We start from the raw sequence: 22,259 nt of genomic DNA on the forward strand, positions 1-22,259 counted from the left end.
AAAGTCATTTGAATGATTTCTTCTTGGTCTACGTGTCATAAAATACTCCATATATTGATGTTTATAACATCATTTGGGGAGCAAAATATCACTTATAAGTGTTGTTCAAATTTCCTGATCCACCTCTTTTAACGCTTCAACTTCTTGGCGTAATTTTTGAATTTCATCTTTTTCAGTCGCTGCTTGTGCAGTAGAAACTGCAAAAGTTGCAACTGCGATTGCTAAACTTTTCTTTAAAAATGTTTGATGTTTTGATTGACTCATTAAAAATCTCCAATTATTTCATCTTGCATCCGTGCATATATGCTTGGTCAACCTGCTGAATCCCAATCACAACGTTTGATTAATTTAAAATAATCAACGATGCACTAAACTGCTTTTTTTAAAATTTGATGAATTGATTAAAATAAATACGTAACATAATGTGTATTCGTTGTAACTTAATCTAGCAACTTATGTTTCATAATTAAATGTTTTTTATTGTCAAAACCAATTTTCTCAATCACAATTTCTGATGATGAATTGAAAAAAGTTTATATCTGTATAATTTATAAAATCTTTATTTAAAAGCATACTCAAAATTATACCTTAGTCGTAGAGACATCATGGATCATCCAAAATCATTCAAATAGGAGTTGCAATGTCCACAGAACATACTCAAGCCGTTGATGAAGTGATCACTGGCCGCCAATCTATACGTGCCTTTTTAGATCACCCCGTAGACACAAAACTTATCCAAGAAATCTTAGAAGTCGCATCAAGAGCACCTTCTGGCACAAATACTCAACCCTGGAAAGTCTATGTGGTGACAGGCGCACGTCGTCAACGGTTAATTGATCAAGTTTGTCATGCACAAATGCAACTTTATCAAAACCCTGAACTTGCTCAACAATACACAGAGACTTTTGCTTATTATCCAGAAACATGGATTTCCCCGTATATCGATCGTCGTCGTGAAAATGGTTGGGGACTTTATGGATTGCTGGGCATTCAAAAAGGTGAAAAGGATAAGATGGCTGCACAACATCTTAGAAACTATCAATTGTTTGATGCACCTGTTGGCATTTTCTTTACCGTGGATAAAGCTATGGGCATTGGCTCTAAAATGGATATTTCCATGATGATTCAAAATGTTATGCTTGCAGCAAAAGCACGTGGTTTAGATACATGCCCTCAAGCGGCATGGAATCATTTTCATCAAATCGTCACTGATGTTCTTGAAGCTCCTGCCAACGAAGAACTCGTTTGTGGGATGGCTTTAGGCTATGCCGACCCAGATGCGCTTGTGAATACTTTCAGAACACCTCGAGTTCCAGTTGAAGAGTTTGCTGTTTTCTTGGAAGACTGATTTTTTAAGGATCAAAACGCTCATTCAGTTAGGGTGGTTTTATAAAGACAAACAGTTAATTTCAAGCATATAATCCCAATTTAAATTAGATGAATATTCAACTAATATTCATCTATCCCTATCCTATATTTATAAAGGGTTCTGGTTTGAACAAATGGCTGATTCAGCTTAAAAAAGCAACCTATAATACTTCATTCATGTATAACCTGCGGATGATTGTGGCTTTCGCAGGTACCGCGTTTATTCCCTATCTGTTAGATCAGCAATTAATGACGATCCCATTAACATTAGGGGTTGTTGCTGCTGGGCTGAGCGACATCGATGATCGCTTCTCAGTACGAATTATGAATCTGATTTATACCTATATTGGTTTCTTTATTGCGGCAGCTTCTGTTCAACTGTTATTCCCATATCCTGTGCTTTTTGCTTCAGGCCTGATCATCTCTTGTATTGGTCTCATTTTACTAGGCTCATTAGGCAGACGTTATGCCACCATCTCATATGGTTGCTTAGTAATTTCTGTATATGCCATGCTAGGTGTTGATATTTTTGACGAATGGTACATGCAACCTAGTCTTTTGGTGATTGGTGCCATTTGGTATGGGATTTTGTCTACGCTTAGTTTCTTGCTTTTTCCAGCTCGACAAGTTCAAGATCAGCTCTCGAAAAGCTATTCTTCACTCGGTGATTTCCTTTTTGCTAAATCCAATCTCTTTGATGTGGATATGACAGCGAATAGCTACCAAAAAAGTATGATCAGCTTGTCATTGGAAAATGGGAAATTAGTAGGTATTTTCAATGATATGAAAACCACACTCCTTACCCGATTAAAAGGAGATCGTGGTCAAAGTGATACCCGTCGCAGCTTACAATATTATTTTATTGCACAGGACATTCACGAGCGAGCTGACTCGGCACATATTGATTATCAACAATTAACCAAAGCCTTTGAACATAGTGATATTTTATTTCGCTTCCAACGTATTCTTACACTGCAAGCAAAAGCATGTAAAGATTTAAGTGAAAGCATCTTAAATCGCACAACTTACCAGCATAATCCACGTTTTGAACATGCATTTAGTAATCTCAGAAAGTCATTAGAAAAAATCCGTGATGAACAAAAACATGATCTTATCTGGGTTAATGCTCTTTTTGCCTTACTCCAGAACTTAAAAGCCATCGATGCTCAATTACGAAATCTTGAAACTGAACGGCATATTAAATTTGACCGCACTAAACATTTAGAAAACCAACTTAAAGATGACGATCTGAAAGGTTGGGAAGATATCGTTTCTCGTATCAAACAAAATTTAACCCCTGAATCCGTACTCTTTCGACATGCAATTCGTGTTTCCATCGTACTTTTCATCGGATATGTTTTTGTTCAAGTCACCAATATCGAATACGGTTATTGGGTACTGTTAACAGCCCTATTTGTTAGTCAACCAAACTTCAACGCCACAAAACGTCGACTGAGACTCAGGATCATGGGAACACTTGGTGGCATTATTCTTGGTTTTGCAATTCTGTATTTCGTTCCTTCTGTCGAAGGTCAACTTTTATTATTAATTGTGAGTGGTGTCCTATTTTTTGAATTACGCAGTAAGCAATATGCGCAAGCCACTGCCTTTATTACGATCTTAGCCTTAATTAATTTCAATTTGGACGGTTTAGGTTTCCAAGCGGCATTTCCTCGAATGTTAGATACTTTAATTGGCTGTGCATTGGCATGGTTTGGGGTGAGCTTTATTTTTCCAGATTGGAAATTCAGACGACTCCCCCATTCAATCAGACGTTCACTTGAAGCTCAATGCCAGTATCTTACTGAAGTCGTCCAACAGTACCATCATGGACGTAATAACAGTTTGAACTACCGCGTAGTCCGCCGCACTGCACATAATCGTGATGCTGATGTTGCATCACTCATATCGACATTAGCAACAGAACCTGATTTTGATCCAACACAAAAAGCTTTAGCATTTGAGTTCCTCTGTCTCAATCATACATTTATCAGCTATATTGCTGCGCTAGGTGCACATCGTGAAAAAATTCAAGATCAGTCAACATTAGAACTACTTCAACAAGCGTTAAATGATATCCAAGGTGCTTTTTTGCGAGATGAAGTGCCTGAGCTAAATCTGACAAATTTGGAGTCCGCGATTCGTGAACGTTTGAATAAAGATGATCAGGATTCACATAAATCATTGATTGTTTTACAGCAACTTTCTTTAATGCTTGGTGTATTAAGACGATTAAGTACATTAAAACAAAGTTTAAGTCATGAACATGATACTCAATCCAGCGCATTGGCATCACTGTAAACGTTGAATTTTCAAGGCAGTAAATTAGTACAATATACTCCCTGATTGTATTAATTTAATGCTAAACTCTGCTCAGATATACACATTTTGTTAACGAAACTATGACTGCAAAAAACTTATACGCCTATACTTTACAACCCGTTCCTTACGAGGTTACTGAAGCTGAACAACGCCATGCGCAACTCGCAATCTGGCGCAGCACAAATAAAATTGGAACTAAAGCTTGGGCTATTATGGGTGCAATTACTGCGCTTGCAATTTTGGGTCTAATTTTTATTAAAAATTACTCTACTGTATTTTGCTGGGTGGCTTTAGTCTGTGTGCTGACATACTTTTTAGTACGAAAGTTTGGACTAGAATGGTACGCTAAACGCAAAATGAATGAGTTTCCAGTACAAGAAATTACTGGAATTAAATTAGGTGTTCAGCCTCATGGTATCGTGATGCGTCAAAAAATGGGACTACAAGAAGGTGTAGGTTCAATTGGTTGGAAAGATATCTATGAGTGGTATAACACGCCAGATTTCATTTTGGTGAACTTTAAAGTTAAAGGTCAGCAAGGTGCTTATATCCTGCCAAAACGAATGAACAGCAAAAATTTCTCTTTCGAGACCATCCGTAAACATCTTAAAGAAAGCGTTGGTGAGCCAAAATCACTGTAAATACGGCTTTATATTAAAACCTCCAACTTTGGAGGTTTTTTTATCACAATTTTTTATATGAGAATGAGAATAAATATTATCTTCAAATACATTCCACTTTTTTTGAGTTAGGTTATAATCGCACCATTCAAAAATTCCAATTCACTCAGACCCTTATGTTCAAGAAAATATTTTTCCAGTTACACTGGTTTTTCGGAATAACAGCAGGCCTTATTTTGGCACTTATGGGTGTCACTGGGGCAATATATTCTTATGAACAGCAAATTATCAAGCTGATCAATCAGGAAAGTTATACAGTTGTTGCTGAACAACGCCCAAAATTAACGCCAGCTGAAATTTATCAACATTTCCAGCAGGAGCATCCTAATCTTAAAATCAATAGCATTACGATTGCTGCTCAACCTACTGACTCATCGAGTATCAATGTTGCGAAGGAAGGCGAACGTCGTGGTTTGACCATGATGATCAATCCCTACAGTGCTGAATTACTTCCTGAAATTAAAGGTCGAAAATTCTTTGCATTCGTACAACAACTTCATCGTAACTTGACAGTCGGACCTGTTGGAAAACAAATTACCGGTGCATGTACACTGATTCTTATTTTCTTTGTCCTCAGTGGCTTATATCTACGTTGGCCGAAAAAACACAGTTTCAAACAATGGTTTTCAGTTAAACCCAAATTAAAAGGTCGAAACTTTATTTGGGATTTACACGCAGTCGTTGGAACATGGGTGGCCATTTTCTATCTCATGTTGGCTTGTACAGGTTTATATTGGTCATATGACTGGTGGCGCAACGGCATGTTTAAAGTGCTTGGTGTTGAGCGCCCGCAACCCCAAATGCAAGCGGGTGGTCTTGGTTCAAATGCTGGACCAAACGCTCAACGTGAAGGACGTGAAGGACGTGAAGGACGTGAAGGACGTGAAGGACGTGAAGAGCGTAAATCACTCCAAACAGAACAGATTCAATTTGCGCTCAACCAATCTTGGTCTACATTTAATCAACAGTTTAAAAATCAATTTTCTTCCGTAACCTTCACCATTCCTAAACGTGCAAACGGTGAATTAGAACTGAGTTTCATTGATCCTGTTCCGCAACATGAACGTGCTCGCAACAAAGCGACTGTCGACTTAAATACGAATCAATTGAAAGATGTTGAATTGTACGAAGACAAAAAGCTCAATGAAAAAATCATGAGCAGCATGTTACCTGTACACCGTGGCAGCTTCTTTGGTCCTATTTACCAGTTCTTCGCGATGTTAGCTGCACTCGCTATGCCGTTATTCTTTGTGACGGGCTGGATGCTCTACCTCAAACGCCGCAAGCAAAAACAATTGACCCGTGAAGCGAAGCAAAATTTAGCAGTGGTTGATGTTGATCCAAATGCTAAACCTTGGCTCATCGCTTATGCAAGTCAAACTGGTGTATCCGAGCAATTGGCTTGGCGTACAGCTTCAATTCTGCAAGCAGCACGCCAACCCGTCACTGTTAAATCAGTGCAAAGCCTGACCACTGATGAGCTCCAAACAGCATCTCAAATTCTAGTGGTCGCGAGTACTTACGGTACAGGTGAAGCTCCAGACTTAGCTGCAAGCTTTGAAAAGAAATTGATGTCTCATCCACTGAATCTAAGTCATGCTCAATTCGCAGTTATGGCACTTGGTTCACGTGAATATCCTGACACTTATTGTAGTTTTGGTCATCGTATTTATGACTGGTTCAATGCATCTGGTGCAACTCCGCTCTTTAAGGTAATTGAAGTGGACAATGCCAATAACCAAGATATTCAAAATTGGACAGATGCACTCGCACAAGCTGCTCAATTGGAATTAGCAACACTATCTATTGATAAAGTCTTTGATCAATGGAAACTTCAAAAACGCACACTGCTCAATCCAAACAGTTTGGGTCAACCTGCTTATAATTTAGAGCTTGAGTCTGATCACGACGCGATCTGGCAAGCTGGAGATATTGCGGAAATTCAACCTAGCAATAACATTGAACGTATTCAAGCATTTTTACAACAGCACAACTTAAATGAGGCTTTAGTTCTCGCAACTACAGGTCAAACCTTAGTTGAAAGCCTGTGGAATAAAAATTTAAATAGCGAGATTCAGCCATTTGCTACAGCAGAAGAACTCGTTGAGCAGCTTGAAAATTTACCTACTCGTGAATATTCGATCGCAAGTATTCCAACTCAAGGCATGATGCGCTTGGTGGTACGTCAACAACGTGATGAACAGCAACAACTCGGCTTAGGCTCAGGCTGGTTAACACATCATGTTGCGGTTGGTACTCAGGTACAACTTCGTATTCGAACCAATGAATCATTCCATTTAATTGATGATAATCGACCGATTATCTGTATCGGTAACGGGACAGGGATCGCAGGGCTAATGAGCTTGATTTCAGCTCGCGTACGCTTGGACTACACTGACAACTGGCTCATCTTCGGTGAACGTCAACGCGAACATGATTTCTTTTATAAAGAAACAATCGAAGCTTGGCAAAATACAGCGATGTTAAAGCGTATTGATCTTGCGTTCTCTCGAGACCAACCAGAAAAAGTCTATGTACACCATATTCTGCGCCAAAATGCGGATGAAGTCGTTAAATGGATTCATCAAGGTGCTGTCATCTATGTGTGCGGCAGTATCAATGGTATGGCAAGCGATGTTGATCTAGCCTTAGTTGAAATCTTAGGTGAAACTACTGTAGATGAATTAAGACAAGCTGGTCGCTACCGTAGAGACGTTTACTAACACGGTTATTATGATCAGAACCGAGCACGATTTTTATTTAATCTGCTCGGTTTTTTTATGCGATATACTTTTTCTCATTTCCCACTAGTGATGACATCCAATGTATATAAAGATTTTAAAATTTTTCGCTTGGTTAATAGCATTGATACTATTAATCGATGGAATCATTTTAATGAGTCAAAATAAAATTCATTTGGGTACTGTACTTCCAGCATTTATTGGCATAGTGATCATTGTATGTCTACTTTTTAATAGGAAAATCCAACACTACCGTTTGAATCATTCTAACTTTAACTTGTTTTGGAAAATGTGATGGACAATTTTTTCCATCTGGTTAATCAGCTTGGCTATTTTTTTTAATTTTTTAGCTAAATCAAATCATTCCCCCATCATGAATACACCACCTGATGCGATTATTATTTTGGGTAGTGGTTTAATCAATAACCAACCCTCCCCAACGCTTCAGGCTCGATTAGACCAAGGGGCAACGATCGCCGCTCAATATTCCAGTAGTTCTATTATTGTAACTGGCGGTTTAGGTTTTGATCAGAAAATTACTGAAGCAGCAGTGATGAAAGCATATTTGATCGATAAGTATCGTATTCATCCACAGCGTATATTTGAAGAAAGTCAAAGCACCAGCACCGAATTCAATCTAAAAAACAGTGTTCCGCTGCTAAACAGAATAGGCTTAAACCAAGATAGTCATATTGTAGTTGTGACTAGTGATTTTCACACACCACGTGCCGCAGCTATTGCCCGATTTCAAGGTTATACCCAAATTACATCAGTCAGTGCTGAAACTCCTTTGGCCACACGATATAACGCATGGTTTAGAGAGTATTTTGCTTATATTAGTGGTTGGATTTTAAGAGAATACTAAATTTTCTATTTATCATGTATTCGGATTTTTCGAGGCGAAGGAACCCCTTCTTTATTTAATTTTTCAGGTTGATCGATCGATAACTGGTATAGATAAGCTTTTAGGTCAATTAGAAATTGTCGCCCCGATACCAAAACATTTTGACCTTCTGGCATCAAGTTAAGTGACAAATGAGTATTGTGTTGTCGAATATAAGGAACAACTTGTTCAATAAATGGTATCAGTTGGATTTCCTCCACATGATATTTTTCCCACTTATCACGAACCAATAATTGTGCCATACCTTTACTTTGCCAAACAGCAAGCGTGCGCTGACCAGATGGAGTGGAGCACAATGCCCAGCCATCATTATATAAACTATAAACTTTAGCCTGAGCGACAATTGTTTCCATAAATTGTTGGTATTGTTCTTTTGGAGAGACAACTGTAGAGGCAATAGAGGTACTTGAAGGCTTACGCTGGTATGGATTTCTCATAATTCTATTATAAACATGAATTCATCATATTTTATATAAATTATAGAAACTTAAAAGACTTTTTATAGAAAGAATATGGTGGGCGCTGACGGGATCGAACCGCCGACATTCTGCTTGTAAGGCAGACGCTCTACCAACTGAGCTAAGCGCCCTTGAGGAATAAAAATAGCACCGCTATTTTTAAGATGCAAGAAAGAAATCTTGCTGATTTAAACCATTATATCTAGACAAGGGATCTAGAAAATGGCGCAGCGGACGGGACTCGAACCCGCGACCCTCGGCGTGACAGGCCGATATTCTAACCAACTGAACTACCGCTGCAACGGCAACTGCTTACGCAATTAGGGTCATATAAGCTTTCCAGCATGAATATGGTGGGCGCTGACGGGATCGAACCGCCGACATTCTGCTTGTAAGGCAGACGCTCTACCAACTGAGCTAAGCGCCCTTATTAGGCTTTGATTTTTAGGATGGCGCAGCGGACGGGACTCGAACCCGCGACCCTCGGCGTGACAGGCCGATATTCTAACCAACTGAACTACCGCTGCATCACAAAAAATCTGGTGGGCGCTGACGGGATCGAACCGCCGACATTCTGCTTGTAAGGCAGACGCTCTACCAACTGAGCTAAGCGCCCTTAATAAGGTCATTACATAAAATGGCGCAGCGGACGGGACTCGAACCCGCGACCCTCGGCGTGACAGGCCGATATTCTAACCAACTGAACTACCGCTGCACTTATGTAATATCTCTATTAAAGTACAAACAATCTATTAAGCTTAAAGTGGCGCAGCGGACGGGACTCGAACCCGCGACCCTCGGCGTGACAGGCCGATATTCTAACCAACTGAACTACCGCTGCATTAAAACTTAACGTAAAGGCTTGGTGGGCGCTGACGGGATCGAACCGCCGACATTCTGCTTGTAAGGCAGACGCTCTACCAACTGAGCTAAGCGCCCTTTACGACTTCATCGTTTGTGTGGTGCATTATAGAGAATCCTCAGATACTGTCAAACGCTTTTCTACAGGTTTCTCAGTTTTTCAGTTTGAATGATTAAAAAATAGATCATTTCTCTTAAAAAATCGCTTTTTTGTCTATTATTTGCCTGATTAGAGATATGTTTTTATTTTTATTCAAAGTTTTTATCACAACACATTTTACGATTCTGATTTAAATTTGATCCAATTCGATCTCTTGTTCTGAAATATAGACTAAAGCGCCTTCGTCCAATGTATCAAATAGCTCAATGACATCTGCACTGTGCATTCGAATACATCCATGTGATTTAGGAATACCTAAAGGTTCTGACTCTGGCGTACCATGAATATAGATATATCGATTATAGGTATCACAACCCTCCCCTTGATTAAAACCAGGTTCTAAACCTGCTAACCAAAGAATTCGCGTTAGAATCCAGTCACGTTCTGGAAATTGCTTGCCAAGTTCCACATCATAGATCTCCCCAGTCCAAATACGTGCTTTAAATACAGCATTGATTGGGTGGTCATCGCCAACTTTTTGTTCAATACGATGCCATCCTCTTGGGGTTTTACCTGAATTTTCCTGTTCACCTATACCGTTCAATCCAGTAGACACCAAATAGCTTTTTTTCATACGTGGGACATATAGAACTTGTTTCGCCATATCAATCAGGATATCCGCCTGACTTAGGGTATAACTTTCAAGATTTGGGTTCATACAAAACTCAGCGTTAAATTATTTTTAATCATTTATTTAAACAATATTTTTTGATTCAGGTCTTAACCACAACCAAATCGCGACAATTAGCATGGTGAGATTCGTAAAAATTTTTACTAAATCAGGAGCATTTGAATAAAGCATAAGAATACCGCTGATCAACATCATCATCGAGGCGAGCCATTTTGCTTTGCGTGGAACTGTGCCATGCTCACGCCAATTTCGCAGTGTTGGTCCATATTTAGGATGATTGAGTAGCCAATCATCAACCTGTGGCCAACCTTTTGAAGCAGCCCATGCGGCAAGAATTAAAAAGACTGTGGTTGGCAATCCTGGCAATAGCGCACCAATAAAACCTAGAGTCACAAAAATAATGACCAAGCTCCGCCAAAACACGATTTTCATACCGCAACTCATTCAGTTGAATCTCACTAGTATATATGCTTTTGTGGTAGTGTCTGATTGTAAATTTATTTTCAGTTTTGAATTCTAGTTGGAGTAATGGTGCAATCTGATTTTTATGAGCCATGGCAGAACTTTCATCATGCAATTGTACGTCAACTGGCTTTTGTCATCGCAAGTCCTAATATTATTCGTTTTGCGCCTAAAGAATTAACGATCGTTCATCCTTTTGAATTGCACCATGAACAATTTTGGCAAACTCAGTACGAAAAATATATCTCCAGACTTCATGATCTAGATCAAAACCCACAAAAACTGATTGATTTTATTCAGCAACTTAAAAGTACGCGTCTAGGTTTGCGCTTTGAATATTTAATGTGGTTCTGGCTGCAAGATGATCAACGTGATCAAGCTGATTTTTCGCTGTTAGATCACAGTGTTCAAATCATTGACGGCCGCCATACTTTGGGTGAAATTGACTTTGTGATATTAAATCATCACACCCAAGAAATTGAACAATGGGAAGTTGCACTGAAATTTTATTTAGCAGAACAAGACTTTCAACTTCAACATTGGTACGGATTAAATCGAAGTGACACCCTATTTAGAAAGCTCAATCATTTTACGCAAAAACAATTTCAGTTTACTCAAGCCAATACTTATAAAATTGATCGAAAAATTGCGGTGATGAAAGGTCAACTCTACTTTCCGTATCATACCGAACTTCAAACCTTACCCAACTGGGTCAGCCCACATCGTCGTATAGGCACATGGGGACATCAATTACGATCATCTTTTTATCGACTGGAAAGACAGGAATGGATTTGTCCGAATGCGAGTCAGACTTCAAATGAAGCACATTGGTGGAGCAATGGGCTTTATCACAATGTACAGACAAATCAGTTTTATATGTACCGTCAACCAGCATTAAAGCTTCCTTACGTGTAGTTCGTGTAATAAAAAAATGTATCAAATACAATTAATAACATTCTGATAATAAAACTCTCATATTCTTCTAAATGATTAATTTTTATTCTGATTAAGCATCAAAATAATTTACAATCATTGGAGATAATGATGAAAAAAGTATTAGCCGCTTCATTCGTAGTTGCATTTGTATTAACTGGTTGTAATACATTCAAAGGTTTTGGACAAGACGTTTCAAAAGCTGGGGAAACTGTAACAAATACTGCTGAAAAAACTTCAAACGAAATTCGTAATAACTAATTCGAAGTTGAAGCTAAAAGCCCTATTTTTTAATAGGGCTTTTTTTATTTAAATTTGATTCCCTTGAATGATTAATATTTTGCATCAAATTCAACATACTTTATGATAGTTCGACTTTGACCAATTCGATTTCTTTCCATGACCCAATCTGCAACACTCGATTTAAGCTTACAATTACTTCGCCAACCTTCAGTGACTCCAGTCGATCATAACTGTCAAAATATTATGGCTGATCGATTATCAAAGATTGGTTTCAGCATTGAAAATATGCGTTTTGAAGATGTAGATAACTTATGGGCTCGTCGCGGGACTGAATCACCTGTGTTTTGTTTTGCGGGTCATACTGATGTTGTTCCTACAGGCAATCTAGAAGCGTGGAACTCCGATCCATTCGCCCCAGAAATTAGAGATGGAAAGTTATACGGGCGTGGCAGTGCAGATATGAAAACGGCGTTGGCAGCCATGGTAATTGCCTCTGAACGTTTCGTTGCTAAGCATCCAGACCACAAAGGTTCGATTGCTTTTTTGATCACTTCAGATGAAGAAGGTCCATCTATCAATGGAACAGTGAAAGTTGTAGAAACTTTAGAAGCACGCCAAGAAAAAATGACATGGTGTTTGGTCGGTGAACCGTCAAGTACGAATACTTTAGGTGACATTGTTAAAAATGGCCGTCGTGGGTCTCTCAACGCCAATTTAACCGTGAAAGGTAAGCAAGGGCATGTGGCCTATCCACATTTGGCGATTAACCCCATTCATACTGCTTCAAAAGCAATTGCTGAATTATGTGAGACAGAATGGGATCAAGGCAATGAGTATTTCCCTGCAACGTCTTTCCAAATCTCGAATATTTCTGCTGGAACGGGTGCAACCAATGTTGTGCCTGGCACGATGAACTTATTATTTAACTTCCGCTATTCTACAGAAGTTACTGCTGATGAATTAAAAGCACGTACACATGAAATTTTAGATCGCCACGGCGTTGAGTATGATATCGAGTGGACACTATCAGGTTTACCATTCCTTACCCCTGTTGGAGAGCTCGTCAATGCTGCCAAAAAAGCGATTTTGGATGTGACTGGTACGACAACAGAATTATCAACCAGTGGTGGTACATCAGATGGCCGCTTTATCGCACCAACTGGAGCTCAGGTTCTCGAACTGGGAGTACTTAATGCCACGATCCACCAGATTAATGAGCATGTTGAAATCGCACATTTGGAACCTTTGGCTGAAATTTATGAAAAAATCTTAATTGAGCTATTGGCATAACATTAAAATTTAAAAGCAATGAAATATAAAAAAGGATGCGAATGCATCCTTTTTTAATTCGCTTAAAATACTTCAATCCTGTTTTAAAAGCTGATTGATCTGCTCAATCAACACTGCTTCTTGGAAAGGTTTACCCATATAAGCCGATACACCAAGTTCAAGAGCATGTTGTTTATGCTTATCCCCCACTCGTGAAGTGATCATAACCACAGGTAAGTTCTGCAAATGTGGTTGATTTCTCAGCCATTGCATCACTTCAAAACCATCCATTCTTGGCATTTCAACATCAATTAACATTAAAGCAGGTGTTGAGTGCTGTAAATGTTCAAGTGCTTCAATACCATCTATAGCTGTGACAATCTGGTAACCATGTCGCTCCAGTAGTTTAGATGTCACTTTTCGAACTGTGACCGAATCATCAACCACTAAAATCGTAGGTGCCTCATTGTCATGCTCTAAATTAGAGGGCTTCGACTCTAGATGTATAGACCAATCCTGCTGAGTGAGATATTGAACCACACGATTTAGATTTAAAATTGGGCAAATTTCTCCACTGCCCATAATGGTTACACCGCTGAGATAATCAATTTGATGGATCAGCCCCCCAGTCTGTTTAACAATAATTTGTGAGTTAGTTCCTAAGACTTCATCAACGAATAAAGCCACAGGTTGAGACTGGTGCATATTTACCAAAATCACTGGAACTTTTTGGGTTTCTGAATATGGTGAGTTTCTTTTTATATGTTGATTTAACAATACGAAGTCAGCCAAATCGTTTAATTGATAACTTGCTTCATGCAGCCTCAACAACCGACCCTGTTTTTTTGCGTGATTTAAATCATGTCTATCGATCATTTCAACACGTTGTATTTGATGTAACGGTAAGGCAAAGAATTGATCCGCAACTTTTACCATCAATGCTTCAGTAATAATTGAAGATTTAGGAATTCTGATTTCAAAACAAGTTCCTTGTCCTCTTTCCGAAGAAACATGAACATGCCCACCCAGTGCCTGTATTTCACTTTTTACGACATCTAAACCGACACCACGTCCTGAAACGGTTGTTAATTTTGCAGCAGTGGTAAAGCCTGGTCTAAAAATCAATTGTAATAGTTCAGTTTCAGAATATTCCCGTTCAGCATTGAACCAACCAAATTCAACAGCTTTTTGCGTAATTTCTTGTGAATCAATTCCTCGACCATCATCCTTGATCAAAATACTCAGCTCATTGTGATGATTCACTAGTGTCAGTTGAATGACTGCTTGTTCAGGTTTATTTAATTTCAACCGCTGTTCTGCTGACTCAATTCCGTGATCAATCGCATTACGCAGAATATGCTCAAGCGAAGTGATCATCTTTTCAAGAATACTACGATCTAATTCGATGTCTGCATGTTCAATCTGTAACTGAACAGATTTATTCAGATTCGTCGAAAGTTGCTTGCATAAGCGTTCAAGACGCATTTGTATCGTCTTGAATGGTACGACACGAGTACGCATCAACGAGTGTTGGATGTTGTTTTGTATTCTTGCCTGCTGAATCAATATACTTTCTGCAGATTGAAGCTTTTCATGCAGAGAGTTTCTGATATCTAACAAGTCTGATGTTGACTCTGATATTGATTTTGAGAGTTGATTAAGTGATGAATATTGATCCATTTCTAAGGGATCAAATCCATGCTCGGCGGAATTATGTGATCTACGTTGTAATAAAATTTGGGATTCTAATTCCCCTTCCATCCGTCTCAATTGTGAAGTAAGGCGCTGAATGGTTTGATCCATTTCTACCAAATTTGACCGATATGATTTTAATTCTACTTCAACTTGCGAACGTTGAATCAAATCCTCCCCAATCAAATTAAGGGTTGCTTCAATTACAGCAGTAGAGACTGAAAGTGTCTCATTCGCTACGGCAGATTGCACAAACTTTTGCAAATTGCCACTCATTGGGGGCGGTAAAGCACTCTCCTTAGCGTTAGATGGTTCATTCTGATGTGAGTTTTGCTGAATGGAAGAAGAGTCAAACTTTGATGAATTATTATGCGTAGTGACTAAATCACTTAAATTGGTTTCAAGGTCCGCTGATAAAGTTGAATGAATACTAAAATCTGAAGACATGTGGTGAGTGATATCATTTTGCATCGAATGTACTAAGTTCAGCTTCGAGTCACCACCCTTAAGATTTAAATGTCCAAGCTCAATTAAACCCTGAATAAGCCTTGATGCCTGCTCTATCGGATAATCAACAGACTCAGTTTTAATGATATTGACACGCCGTACCAAATCCTGCCGTAAGGCTTTAATCAAAATAATGAAACTTTTTATATCAATTTGTTGCTCTGAAATGAGTTGAAGATATAGAGATTCAAGCTCATGGATTAGATTTGCAAAGTAATCTGCTTGCAACATGTATGCACCACCTTTCAACGTGTGCAATTGCCGCATAATTTTTTGGATACACGTAGCATCTTCTTGATACTCTAACCATGTATTGAACAAGTCTTCGATTTGAGACAAGATTTCTTCCGCTTCCTCGACAAAAAAACCACTTACTTCACGATCTAAGCCCTGTTTTGCTTTCGCTGAATCTTTGAGTGCGTAATCTATATTGAGTAATGTCAGAATTGTGTCATCTGAGGAGCGAGCAGATACTTTGCTCTCCTGCTCTATAGTGGAAATGCAATTCGATTGATTGGAAAAGCTGAAGTATTCATGATTAAGTTGTTTTAAATCACCTAATAGCTGCTGAGAAGCTTCATTATTTTGAGCCAATTGACCTATAGCGAGTTCATCAAATATTTCTAAGAGTTTTTCATGCCCTTGTTGTAAAACTCGGTGGACATTTGAGTAGGCAATTGAATTCGGTTCTCTTGCAATGTTGAAGTGAATTGAACTCAAAATTTCTGAAATTTTTTGAAGGAGATCAAAATCAACTTGAATGGCAAATTTAACAATTGAACTGAGTTGTTGACTCAGTAAGCTCGAACGTTCAGTAGTACGTGTAGAACTAACGAGGTTAGAAATACCATCTTGTACAAAGGTATCGATAAGGAAAACATCTTCTACACCCAAATCTACAATTTTCTTAAGTAATTCTTGCGGGTCAAGATTTGGATCTTCCTGTTTAATCTGTTCTGAGAAGTCTCTCAATGCGATTAAAAAAGTATGCTCTAATGCCTGAAACTGTTGTTGTCTCGTTACGTTGTCACCTTTTGTTTGCAAACTTTCTAAGTAATACTGGATTAAATCAATATACTGCGTTGTGAGCGCTTGCAATTGTTTATTGTTGGCATCAAGAGATGGGTTACGTTGTATTATTTTTTCGAATGACTGACTCAATACTTCAATTTTCTCAAGTCCAAGAATTGCAGAACTCCCCCTGAGAGAATGAACAACACGTGCAAGCGTATCCATTTGAAATTGTTGTTTGGATTTATCCAACATATCTTGCAGGGATTTCAATTGTTCTGAAGCCTCAGCATAAAAACTTTGCAGAACCTCGTTATCCCATATTTGAGTATTCTCAATTGTGGCTGCTGCTGAGAGTGAATTTGAGTCACTCAAACAATGACATTCAATCCTGAAATCTAGATCTAGCTGTGTGAGATGAGCGTTGATCGCCAACAAAGGATGCAATGATTGATCTATGGTATTTGAATGTTCTAATTGCCGACCTAAAAGCAATAGAGGTTTAACATCTAATTGAATCGCTTGTTTAACTGTTAAACCAGGCACAATAATGTAGCGATATATACGAGAGATCAGCTCAACATACTCAAGGACCATTTGACTCCATGAACGTTGCTGATCAAGCCTAATATTCAGTATTTTCTCAACGGTCCATGCAAGCTCAGAAACTGAGTTGAATCCAAGCATTCGACCCGAACCCTTTAAGGTATGAAAATTACGGCGCAATGCTTGCCAAATATTTACCTGTTCTAAATCATTCGATAAGACTTGAAGATTTTCTGATATTTCTAGAAGTAGTTCCTTGAGCTCTTCAGCAAAGGTGGTAATAAGCTCCTCATCTTCAAAATTTAATTCATCCTGAGGAAGCTGCATATCTATATATGCACGATAGAGTACTTCTGAAAGATATAATTGTATTTTATTAGGATTATTATTTTTCATGGCTCAATCACTCAGGTAATTTAAAGTTTGCAACTGATTTCCTTAAAGAATCAGCCATTTGAGTGAGTTCTGCTATCGATTGAGCAGTATCTAAGGTTGAAGCATGATTTTCTCGTGTGACATCTTGCACAAGCGACATTGTTTTCGCAATTTGCCCCGCAGCAGCTGACTGAACTTTTGAAGATGCTGAAATATTCGCAATCAGTTGAGCCAACTGTTTTGAAATCAACTGAATATCTGCAAGTGCTGCTCCTGCATCTTGAGCAAGTCCAGTCCCCTTAACCACCTCAGAAGTTGTTTGCTCCATAGAGCGAACGGCCTCATGCGTATCTAATTGAATATTTTTTACTAATATCTCAATATGTTTGGTCGCAGCAGTTGAACGTTCAGCTAAACGCTGCACCTCATCAGCAACACCAGCAAAACCTCGTCCAGCATCGCCTGCCATTGCGGCTTGAATGGCTGCATTTAATGCCAACAGATGCGTTTGCCCTGCAATGTCTTCAATGGTTGCAACAAAGTTTCCAATCTCTTGAGTAGATTCACCCAGTCTTTTAATTTTTTTAGATGTTTCTTGAATCTGCCCTCGTATTTGATCCATTCCATCTATTGATCGTTCAACCACTTCTCCCCCCTTCGCTGCGATAAGTACCGCGCGCTGAGCAACTTTTGCAGATTGCGCTGCATTTTCAGAAACGTGATCAATTGAGTCTGCCATGTCATGAATGGCAAGCGATGTATTTTGGATTTCACGAGCTTGCAGCTCTGAAGATTGAGCCAATTGTGAACTCATATACTGAGTTTGATGAATATATTGGGTAACTTGTTGAGAAGCCTGATTAATTCTCATCACCAAATCACGCAAATGATCTATCGCTACATTAATTGAATCCGCGATTGTCCCCGTAAAATCTGCAGAAACCGCAGCATATTTGGTCAAATCGCCTTCAGCTAAATCACCAATTTCATCTAAAAGTCGATAAATCGCGGTTTGATTTTTCTTATCTTTATCCACCAGTTCCATTAAACGCAAACGATCTTCTTGGCTTCTTAAAATGAAAAGTTTAATCACTGCAAAGGTGAAGCTCGATAAACTAATCAACAATAAAAGTGACAGTAAAATCAGTAACCACGTCGAACCTGTGCGAATTTCATTGAGAGCAACTTGAATTTTTTGTAACTGAGATGCCGTGATATTGCTTTGAGACTCTAACCACAGTCGATCTACTTCATTTAAAGCTGGACTATAAAAATAAACTGATTTTACATTTTCAAGTTGTGAACTAAAAATAAGCTGAGAGTTTTTGAGAATCTGTAATGTGTAATCTGTAGGATTATCCTCAAACTGTTGAGTCTGAATAATCATCATTTGATTGAGATATTTCAGTTCCCCCACCCCACGACTTTGCTCCACCGTGCGCGGGAGATTAAACATGAGAAACAATAAAATCAGAAAAGCACAAACGAGGCTAATAATAGCCATGATTAAATAAGACTTCGTTTGGGCAGATTGCCCAAACAGCTCTGAAAACTGTTCAAGTTTTAACTTAAGTGAAGCTTTCCATCCCTGTGTGTTGGAATCTGAATCATTCACATTCCGACTGGTCTTTTTTAACCGTAAACTCACTCAGCTCCCCCAAAAAACTATTGCTGACTAGACGTTAAATTGAATTAGATGTGAACATGTGCTTTAGGCGATCATGCTCATATAGCTGACTCATCATCAGCACAGCTACAGGTGTTGAATGATCGAGAAAATAACCTTGGCAAAATGATCTATATGGTTCTGCGATCAAATTCGAACCGGCGCTATAGGTATTATTCTTATAATGTTTTACACCGAGGACTTCATCCACAAGCAATCCAACACAGTCTTGTCCCACGTTAAAACATAAAATTTTAACATTAGCGTGTAATTGTGTGGTTTTACTCAAAGCAAATTGCTTTAGATCCAATACGGACAGTACTCGACCTCGCAAATTCGCCAAACCTAAATACCACGGTGGCGTAAGTGGTAATGAGGTAATGCTCAGTAAAGGGCTAACCTCCGCAATATCACCAAGTGGGGTAATAAATTGCTGCTGCTCAATTTTAAAACATACACCAGACCAGAGGTCCTGATTTAGCATATCACGGTACTCATTTGCTTGAGCCGAATTAGCATTACTGGCTTGCGTTAACCAGTGTTGTTGATCACTTTCATCTTGAATGATCATGCTGTGCCTGTATTTAAATATTGCTGAATGACATCAAGTAATCTTGATTCATCTACAGGTTTGATCAGGTAGTCGACAGCGCCTTGTCTTTTGCCCCAAATTCGATCCGTATCCTGATCTTTGGTACTGACAATGACAACTGGAATATGCTTCGTTACATCAGCTCTTGCAATTTGCCGAGTTGCTTGAAATCCATTCACACCAGGCATCACCACATCCATAAGTACAAGATCTGGTTGCTCTGCTTGCGCTAAGGTAACACCATCTGCACCATTGGTTGCTTCTAGCACTTCATAGCCATTTTTAGACAGAATTTCTTTAAATCTAAACATTTCTGTTGGAGAGTCATCTACCACTAAGATACGTGTCATATTTTGTTTTCCCAGTACTTAACGTGAAGCGACAAGTTTACGAATCGCATTCAATAGCTCATCTTTACTGAATGGTTTCGTGAGGTATTCATCAGATCCAACAACTCGTCCTTTTGCCTGATCAAACATACCATCTTTACTGGATAACATGACCACTGGAATATGTTGGAAATTTTGTGAGTTTTTTAACAGTGCGCACGTTTGATACCCATCTAAACGCGGCATCATAATATCTACAAAAATAATATCAGGTCGAGTTTCAGCAATTTTAGCTAATGCTTCAAATCCATCTACTGCAGTTACAACGTCATATCCTTCACGCTGTAATAAAGTTTCTGCGGTCCGACGAATCGTTTTTGAATCATCAATGACCATCACTTTAATATTTTGCAGATTATCATCCATTGAATGATCCTTCCTGAGATGAGATTTAAAGAAAAATGAAATGCTTAATTTAGAGAATAACCATTATTTTCTAACATAACATTACATTGATTTTCAATGCAGTTGAGTACTCGCGGAGAGATTGTGTCACAAAGCTTCATAGAATTTAAGGGTGAATCAGATTAAGCGTAAATTATTTAACGGTTTATATTTATAAATTTACCAGAACCACATAAAATGCTTGTTATTAAAAGCAAAAATTAAAAAATTGAATTGATATCACGGGGGCCAATTCCAATGTTTAATCTTTCGCACAAATCAAGAATTGGGTTAAAGCATCTTCATCATAAAACATTCTTAGTGATCATGATGACATTTGGTTTATGTATCAGTGAAGCAGTTGCTAATACCACAGTGACCAAACCGTCTTGGTATCGTTATTATGATAAAAATGGCGTAGCTAATATTAGTAGTTCGGTAACACCAGAGCATATTCGTCACGGTTATGAAGCACTTGACCGTAATATGCAAGTGATTAAAAAAAATCGACCTTATGATGCCGATAAAGAACAGCAACAAAGTGCTGTACGTACGCAACAAGCCAAACAACATGAACATGATCTACGCTTAAAACGCGCTTATGGTTCTAGTAAAGTGGCTGCGAACAAACGTGATGATATGTTGAAAAACATCAACAAACAAATCACCTTTCAAAAACAACAGTACCAACAACTGGAGCAAGATCGAATATTGTTTAAAAAGCAGGAACAGACCTATATCAAGAAAGGGAACCCTGTCCCTAAAAACTTACAAGATCGAATCACTTATAATGCGCAGAATATGAGTAATATCCAAAAAAACATTGAATCTTTACAAACAAACTATCGAAATACTAAGTCACAATACGACAATATTATCAAGCGCTTAAAAACTCTTGAATAATGAAGAGTTTGTCTGAATGGAAAGGAAGTATCACATGCCGAATGCGACTCGACACAGCAGTCAGTTTAAGAAATATCTCGTATTAGGAACGCTGTGTACGAGTTGTCTTTTAGCCGCTTGTCAAAAAAATGACGAAAGTGTACAGCCTACTTCATCCCCCCCTCAAAAAATTGAATTAATACAACAGGACTTTGTCAAAGTTGAAGATGGGGTCTCAAATCTGCAATTTGCTTTCACGGGCACCATACGCGCTGTGAATCAAAGTACAATTCAAGCGCAAGTGAGTGCCACTGCTAGTCAAGTCTCTGTACAAGTCGGTGAAAAGGTGAGTAAAGGACAAGTCTTGGTACGTTTAAATAATCAAGATAATGCAGCCCGACTCGCACAAGCTCGCGCTAATCTTGCTTCTGCACAAGCGCAGGCACAACAAGCTGCAAATATGGTCACTCGAAAAAAACGACTTTATGATCAAGGATTTATTTCTAAGGTTGAATATGAACAAAGTCAAGTGGAGCATAAAGCTCAACTCGAAACTGTACGAGCTCAGCAAGCAAATGTGGATATCGCACTGAAAGCCGATGCTGATGGATTAATTCGTAGCCCCATTTCTGGCGTAATTACCAAACGTCAAGTCGAACCTGGTCAAACCGTTTCAATGGGTCAAACATTATTTGAAATCGTAGATCCACAAAAATTAGAGATTCAAGCAAAACTCCCTGTCGAATCTCAACATGCGCTCAACATTGGAAACAATATTGAATATAAAATTCAAGGGACTACCCAAAATTATACTGCCAAGTTAACACGCATTTCCCCAATGGCCGATCAAATCAGTCGTCAGGTTGAGTTTTTTGCTCAACCGAATGAATCAATCAATTCACTGAGTATTGGTGCTTTTGTCGAAGGTTTCATCTTAGATACAAAGCAGATTCAAGGACAAAAAGTTCCGCTTGATACTATTCAAGATGCAGATGGCAAACCTTATTTGTGGATCATCCGTGATCAGAAAATTCAGAAAGCCAATATTCAAATTTTGGATCGACAACCCAACGAGAATATTGCAATGATCAGTGGTCTTCAGCCAACGGATTACATCAGTAGAATTAAGTTTAATAATGATGACTTAAATAAAACAGTCTCAATTGCTTCAAAGTAAGACAGG

19 protein-coding genes and 8 tRNA genes are annotated in these 22,259 nt (G+C 38.6%); 10 read left to right on the forward strand and 17 right to left on the reverse strand.

Annotated elements, in window-relative coordinates:
- Nucleotides 1–105 precede the first annotated feature (105 nt).
- On the reverse strand, nt 106–264 hold the full coding sequence (locus tag FTV17_RS10415) for a hypothetical protein (protein ID WP_179999344.1): 159 nt from the start codon (nt 262–264) through the stop codon (nt 106–108).
- A gap of 376 nt (nt 265–640) precedes the next feature.
- Here FTV17_RS10415 and FTV17_RS10420 point away from each other — a divergent pair, with 376 nt between their 5' ends.
- The 5 genes from FTV17_RS10420 (at nt 641) to FTV17_RS15540 (ending at nt 7,976) form a co-directional block, all read left to right on the forward strand.
- On the forward strand, nt 641–1,348 hold the full coding sequence (locus FTV17_RS10420) for a nitroreductase (protein ID WP_179999346.1): 708 nt from the start codon (nt 641–643) through the stop codon (nt 1,346–1,348).
- 146 nt (nt 1,349–1,494) lie between these two features.
- Nucleotides 1,495–3,669, forward strand: coding sequence for a YccS family putative transporter (gene yccS / locus FTV17_RS10425; protein ID WP_179999348.1), 2,175 nt, complete (start codon nt 1,495–1,497; stop codon nt 3,667–3,669).
- 101 nt (nt 3,670–3,770) lie between these two features.
- Nucleotides 3,771–4,331 (forward strand): YcxB family protein, encoded by a 561-nt coding sequence (locus FTV17_RS10430; RefSeq protein WP_035268336.1) that lies wholly within the window; start codon nt 3,771–3,773, stop codon nt 4,329–4,331.
- Nucleotides 4,332–4,486: 155 nt separating this feature from the next.
- Entirely contained in the window at nt 4,487–7,093 is a 2,607-nt protein-coding gene (locus FTV17_RS10435; RefSeq protein WP_179999350.1) for a sulfite reductase flavoprotein subunit alpha, read from the forward strand.
- A gap of 391 nt (nt 7,094–7,484) precedes the next feature.
- Nucleotides 7,485–7,976, forward strand: coding sequence for a YdcF family protein (locus tag FTV17_RS15540; protein WP_257219927.1), 492 nt, complete (start codon nt 7,485–7,487; stop codon nt 7,974–7,976).
- A gap of 5 nt (nt 7,977–7,981) precedes the next feature.
- Here the strand turns inward: FTV17_RS15540 and FTV17_RS10445 are convergent, their stop codons facing one another.
- The 11 genes from FTV17_RS10445 to FTV17_RS10495 form a co-directional block, all read right to left on the reverse strand.
- Nucleotides 7,982–8,452, reverse strand: coding sequence for a DUF2750 domain-containing protein (locus FTV17_RS10445; RefSeq protein WP_179999352.1), 471 nt, complete (start codon nt 8,450–8,452; stop codon nt 7,982–7,984).
- Nucleotides 8,453–8,528: 76 nt separating this feature from the next.
- Nucleotides 8,529–8,604: transfer RNA gene (locus FTV17_RS10450), tRNA-Val, on the reverse strand.
- A 92-nt stretch (nt 8,605–8,696) separates the two neighbouring features.
- Nucleotides 8,697–8,773 (reverse strand) — tRNA-Asp (locus FTV17_RS10455).
- Between the two features lie 51 nt (nt 8,774–8,824).
- A tRNA-Val gene (locus FTV17_RS10460) sits at nt 8,825–8,900 on the reverse strand.
- Nucleotides 8,901–8,923: 23 nt separating this feature from the next.
- Nucleotides 8,924–9,000, reverse strand: a tRNA-Asp gene (locus tag FTV17_RS10465).
- 13 nt (nt 9,001–9,013) lie between these two features.
- A tRNA-Val gene (locus FTV17_RS10470) sits at nt 9,014–9,089 on the reverse strand.
- 22 nt (nt 9,090–9,111) lie between these two features.
- Nucleotides 9,112–9,188: transfer RNA gene (locus FTV17_RS10475), tRNA-Asp, on the reverse strand.
- A gap of 49 nt (nt 9,189–9,237) precedes the next feature.
- Nucleotides 9,238–9,314 (reverse strand) — tRNA-Asp (locus FTV17_RS10480).
- A 22-nt stretch (nt 9,315–9,336) separates the two neighbouring features.
- Nucleotides 9,337–9,412 (reverse strand) — tRNA-Val (locus FTV17_RS10485).
- 212 nt (nt 9,413–9,624) lie between these two features.
- Nucleotides 9,625–10,152 (reverse strand): cell wall-recycling L,D-carboxypeptidase ElsL, encoded by a 528-nt coding sequence (gene elsL / locus FTV17_RS10490; protein ID WP_179999354.1) that lies wholly within the window; start codon nt 10,150–10,152, stop codon nt 9,625–9,627.
- Nucleotides 10,153–10,188: 36 nt separating this feature from the next.
- The gene (locus tag FTV17_RS10495; RefSeq protein ID WP_179999356.1) at nt 10,189–10,557 is read right to left on the reverse strand and encodes a YbaN family protein; all 369 of its coding nucleotides are present in this window, start codon (nt 10,555–10,557) and stop codon (nt 10,189–10,191) included.
- Nucleotides 10,558–10,653: 96 nt separating this feature from the next.
- Here FTV17_RS10495 and FTV17_RS10500 point away from each other — a divergent pair, with 96 nt between their 5' ends.
- From FTV17_RS10500 to dapE, 3 genes are all read left to right on the forward strand, one after another.
- Complete coding sequence (locus FTV17_RS10500; RefSeq protein WP_179999358.1) at nt 10,654–11,502, forward strand: DUF1853 family protein; 849 nt, start codon at nt 10,654–10,656, stop codon at nt 11,500–11,502.
- 126 nt (nt 11,503–11,628) lie between these two features.
- Nucleotides 11,629–11,781 (forward strand): entericidin A/B family lipoprotein, encoded by a 153-nt coding sequence (locus tag FTV17_RS10505; protein WP_092766976.1) that lies wholly within the window; start codon nt 11,629–11,631, stop codon nt 11,779–11,781.
- A gap of 138 nt (nt 11,782–11,919) precedes the next feature.
- A complete protein-coding gene (gene dapE, locus FTV17_RS10510) occupies nt 11,920–13,053 on the forward strand; it encodes a succinyl-diaminopimelate desuccinylase (RefSeq protein WP_179999360.1) in 1,134 nt (377 codons plus the stop codon).
- A gap of 72 nt (nt 13,054–13,125) precedes the next feature.
- Here dapE and FTV17_RS10515 read toward each other — a convergent pair whose 3' ends face one another.
- The 5 genes from FTV17_RS10515 to pilG are packed head-to-tail and all read right to left on the reverse strand — an operon-like array spanning nt 13,126 to nt 20,176.
- Nucleotides 13,126–17,184, reverse strand: a complete 4,059-nt coding sequence (locus tag FTV17_RS10515) for an Hpt domain-containing protein (RefSeq protein WP_179999362.1) — start codon at nt 17,182–17,184, stop codon at nt 13,126–13,128.
- A gap of 7 nt (nt 17,185–17,191) precedes the next feature.
- Nucleotides 17,192–18,811, reverse strand: coding sequence for a methyl-accepting chemotaxis protein (locus FTV17_RS15545; protein ID WP_179999364.1), 1,620 nt, complete (start codon nt 18,809–18,811; stop codon nt 17,192–17,194).
- Nucleotides 18,812–18,845: 34 nt separating this feature from the next.
- Nucleotides 18,846–19,400, reverse strand: a complete 555-nt coding sequence (locus tag FTV17_RS10525; protein WP_179999366.1) for a chemotaxis protein CheW — start codon at nt 19,398–19,400, stop codon at nt 18,846–18,848.
- Nucleotides 19,397–19,771: a response regulator gene (locus FTV17_RS10530; RefSeq protein WP_035269071.1), complete on the reverse strand. Its 375-nt coding sequence runs from the start codon at nt 19,769–19,771 to the stop codon at nt 19,397–19,399. The genes FTV17_RS10525 and FTV17_RS10530 overlap by 4 nt, the downstream gene beginning before the upstream one ends.
- Before the next feature lie 18 nt (nt 19,772–19,789).
- Entirely contained in the window at nt 19,790–20,176 is a 387-nt protein-coding gene (gene pilG, locus FTV17_RS10535) for a twitching motility response regulator PilG (RefSeq protein ID WP_179999368.1), read from the reverse strand.
- Nucleotides 20,177–20,452: 276 nt separating this feature from the next.
- On the opposite strand from pilG, the gene FTV17_RS10540 reads away from it, so the two are divergent.
- Both FTV17_RS10540 and FTV17_RS10545 read left to right on the forward strand, forming a co-directional pair.
- Entirely contained in the window at nt 20,453–21,097 is a 645-nt protein-coding gene (locus tag FTV17_RS10540) for a hypothetical protein (RefSeq protein WP_257219928.1), read from the forward strand.
- Nucleotides 21,098–21,131: 34 nt separating this feature from the next.
- On the forward strand, nt 21,132–22,253 hold the full coding sequence (locus FTV17_RS10545; RefSeq protein WP_179999370.1) for an efflux RND transporter periplasmic adaptor subunit: 1,122 nt from the start codon (nt 21,132–21,134) through the stop codon (nt 22,251–22,253).
- Nucleotides 22,254–22,259 lie beyond the last annotated feature (6 nt).

It is taken from the genome of Acinetobacter sp. YH12239, assembly GCF_013417635.1.
Taxonomy (GTDB): Bacteria; Pseudomonadota; Gammaproteobacteria; order Pseudomonadales; family Moraxellaceae; genus Acinetobacter.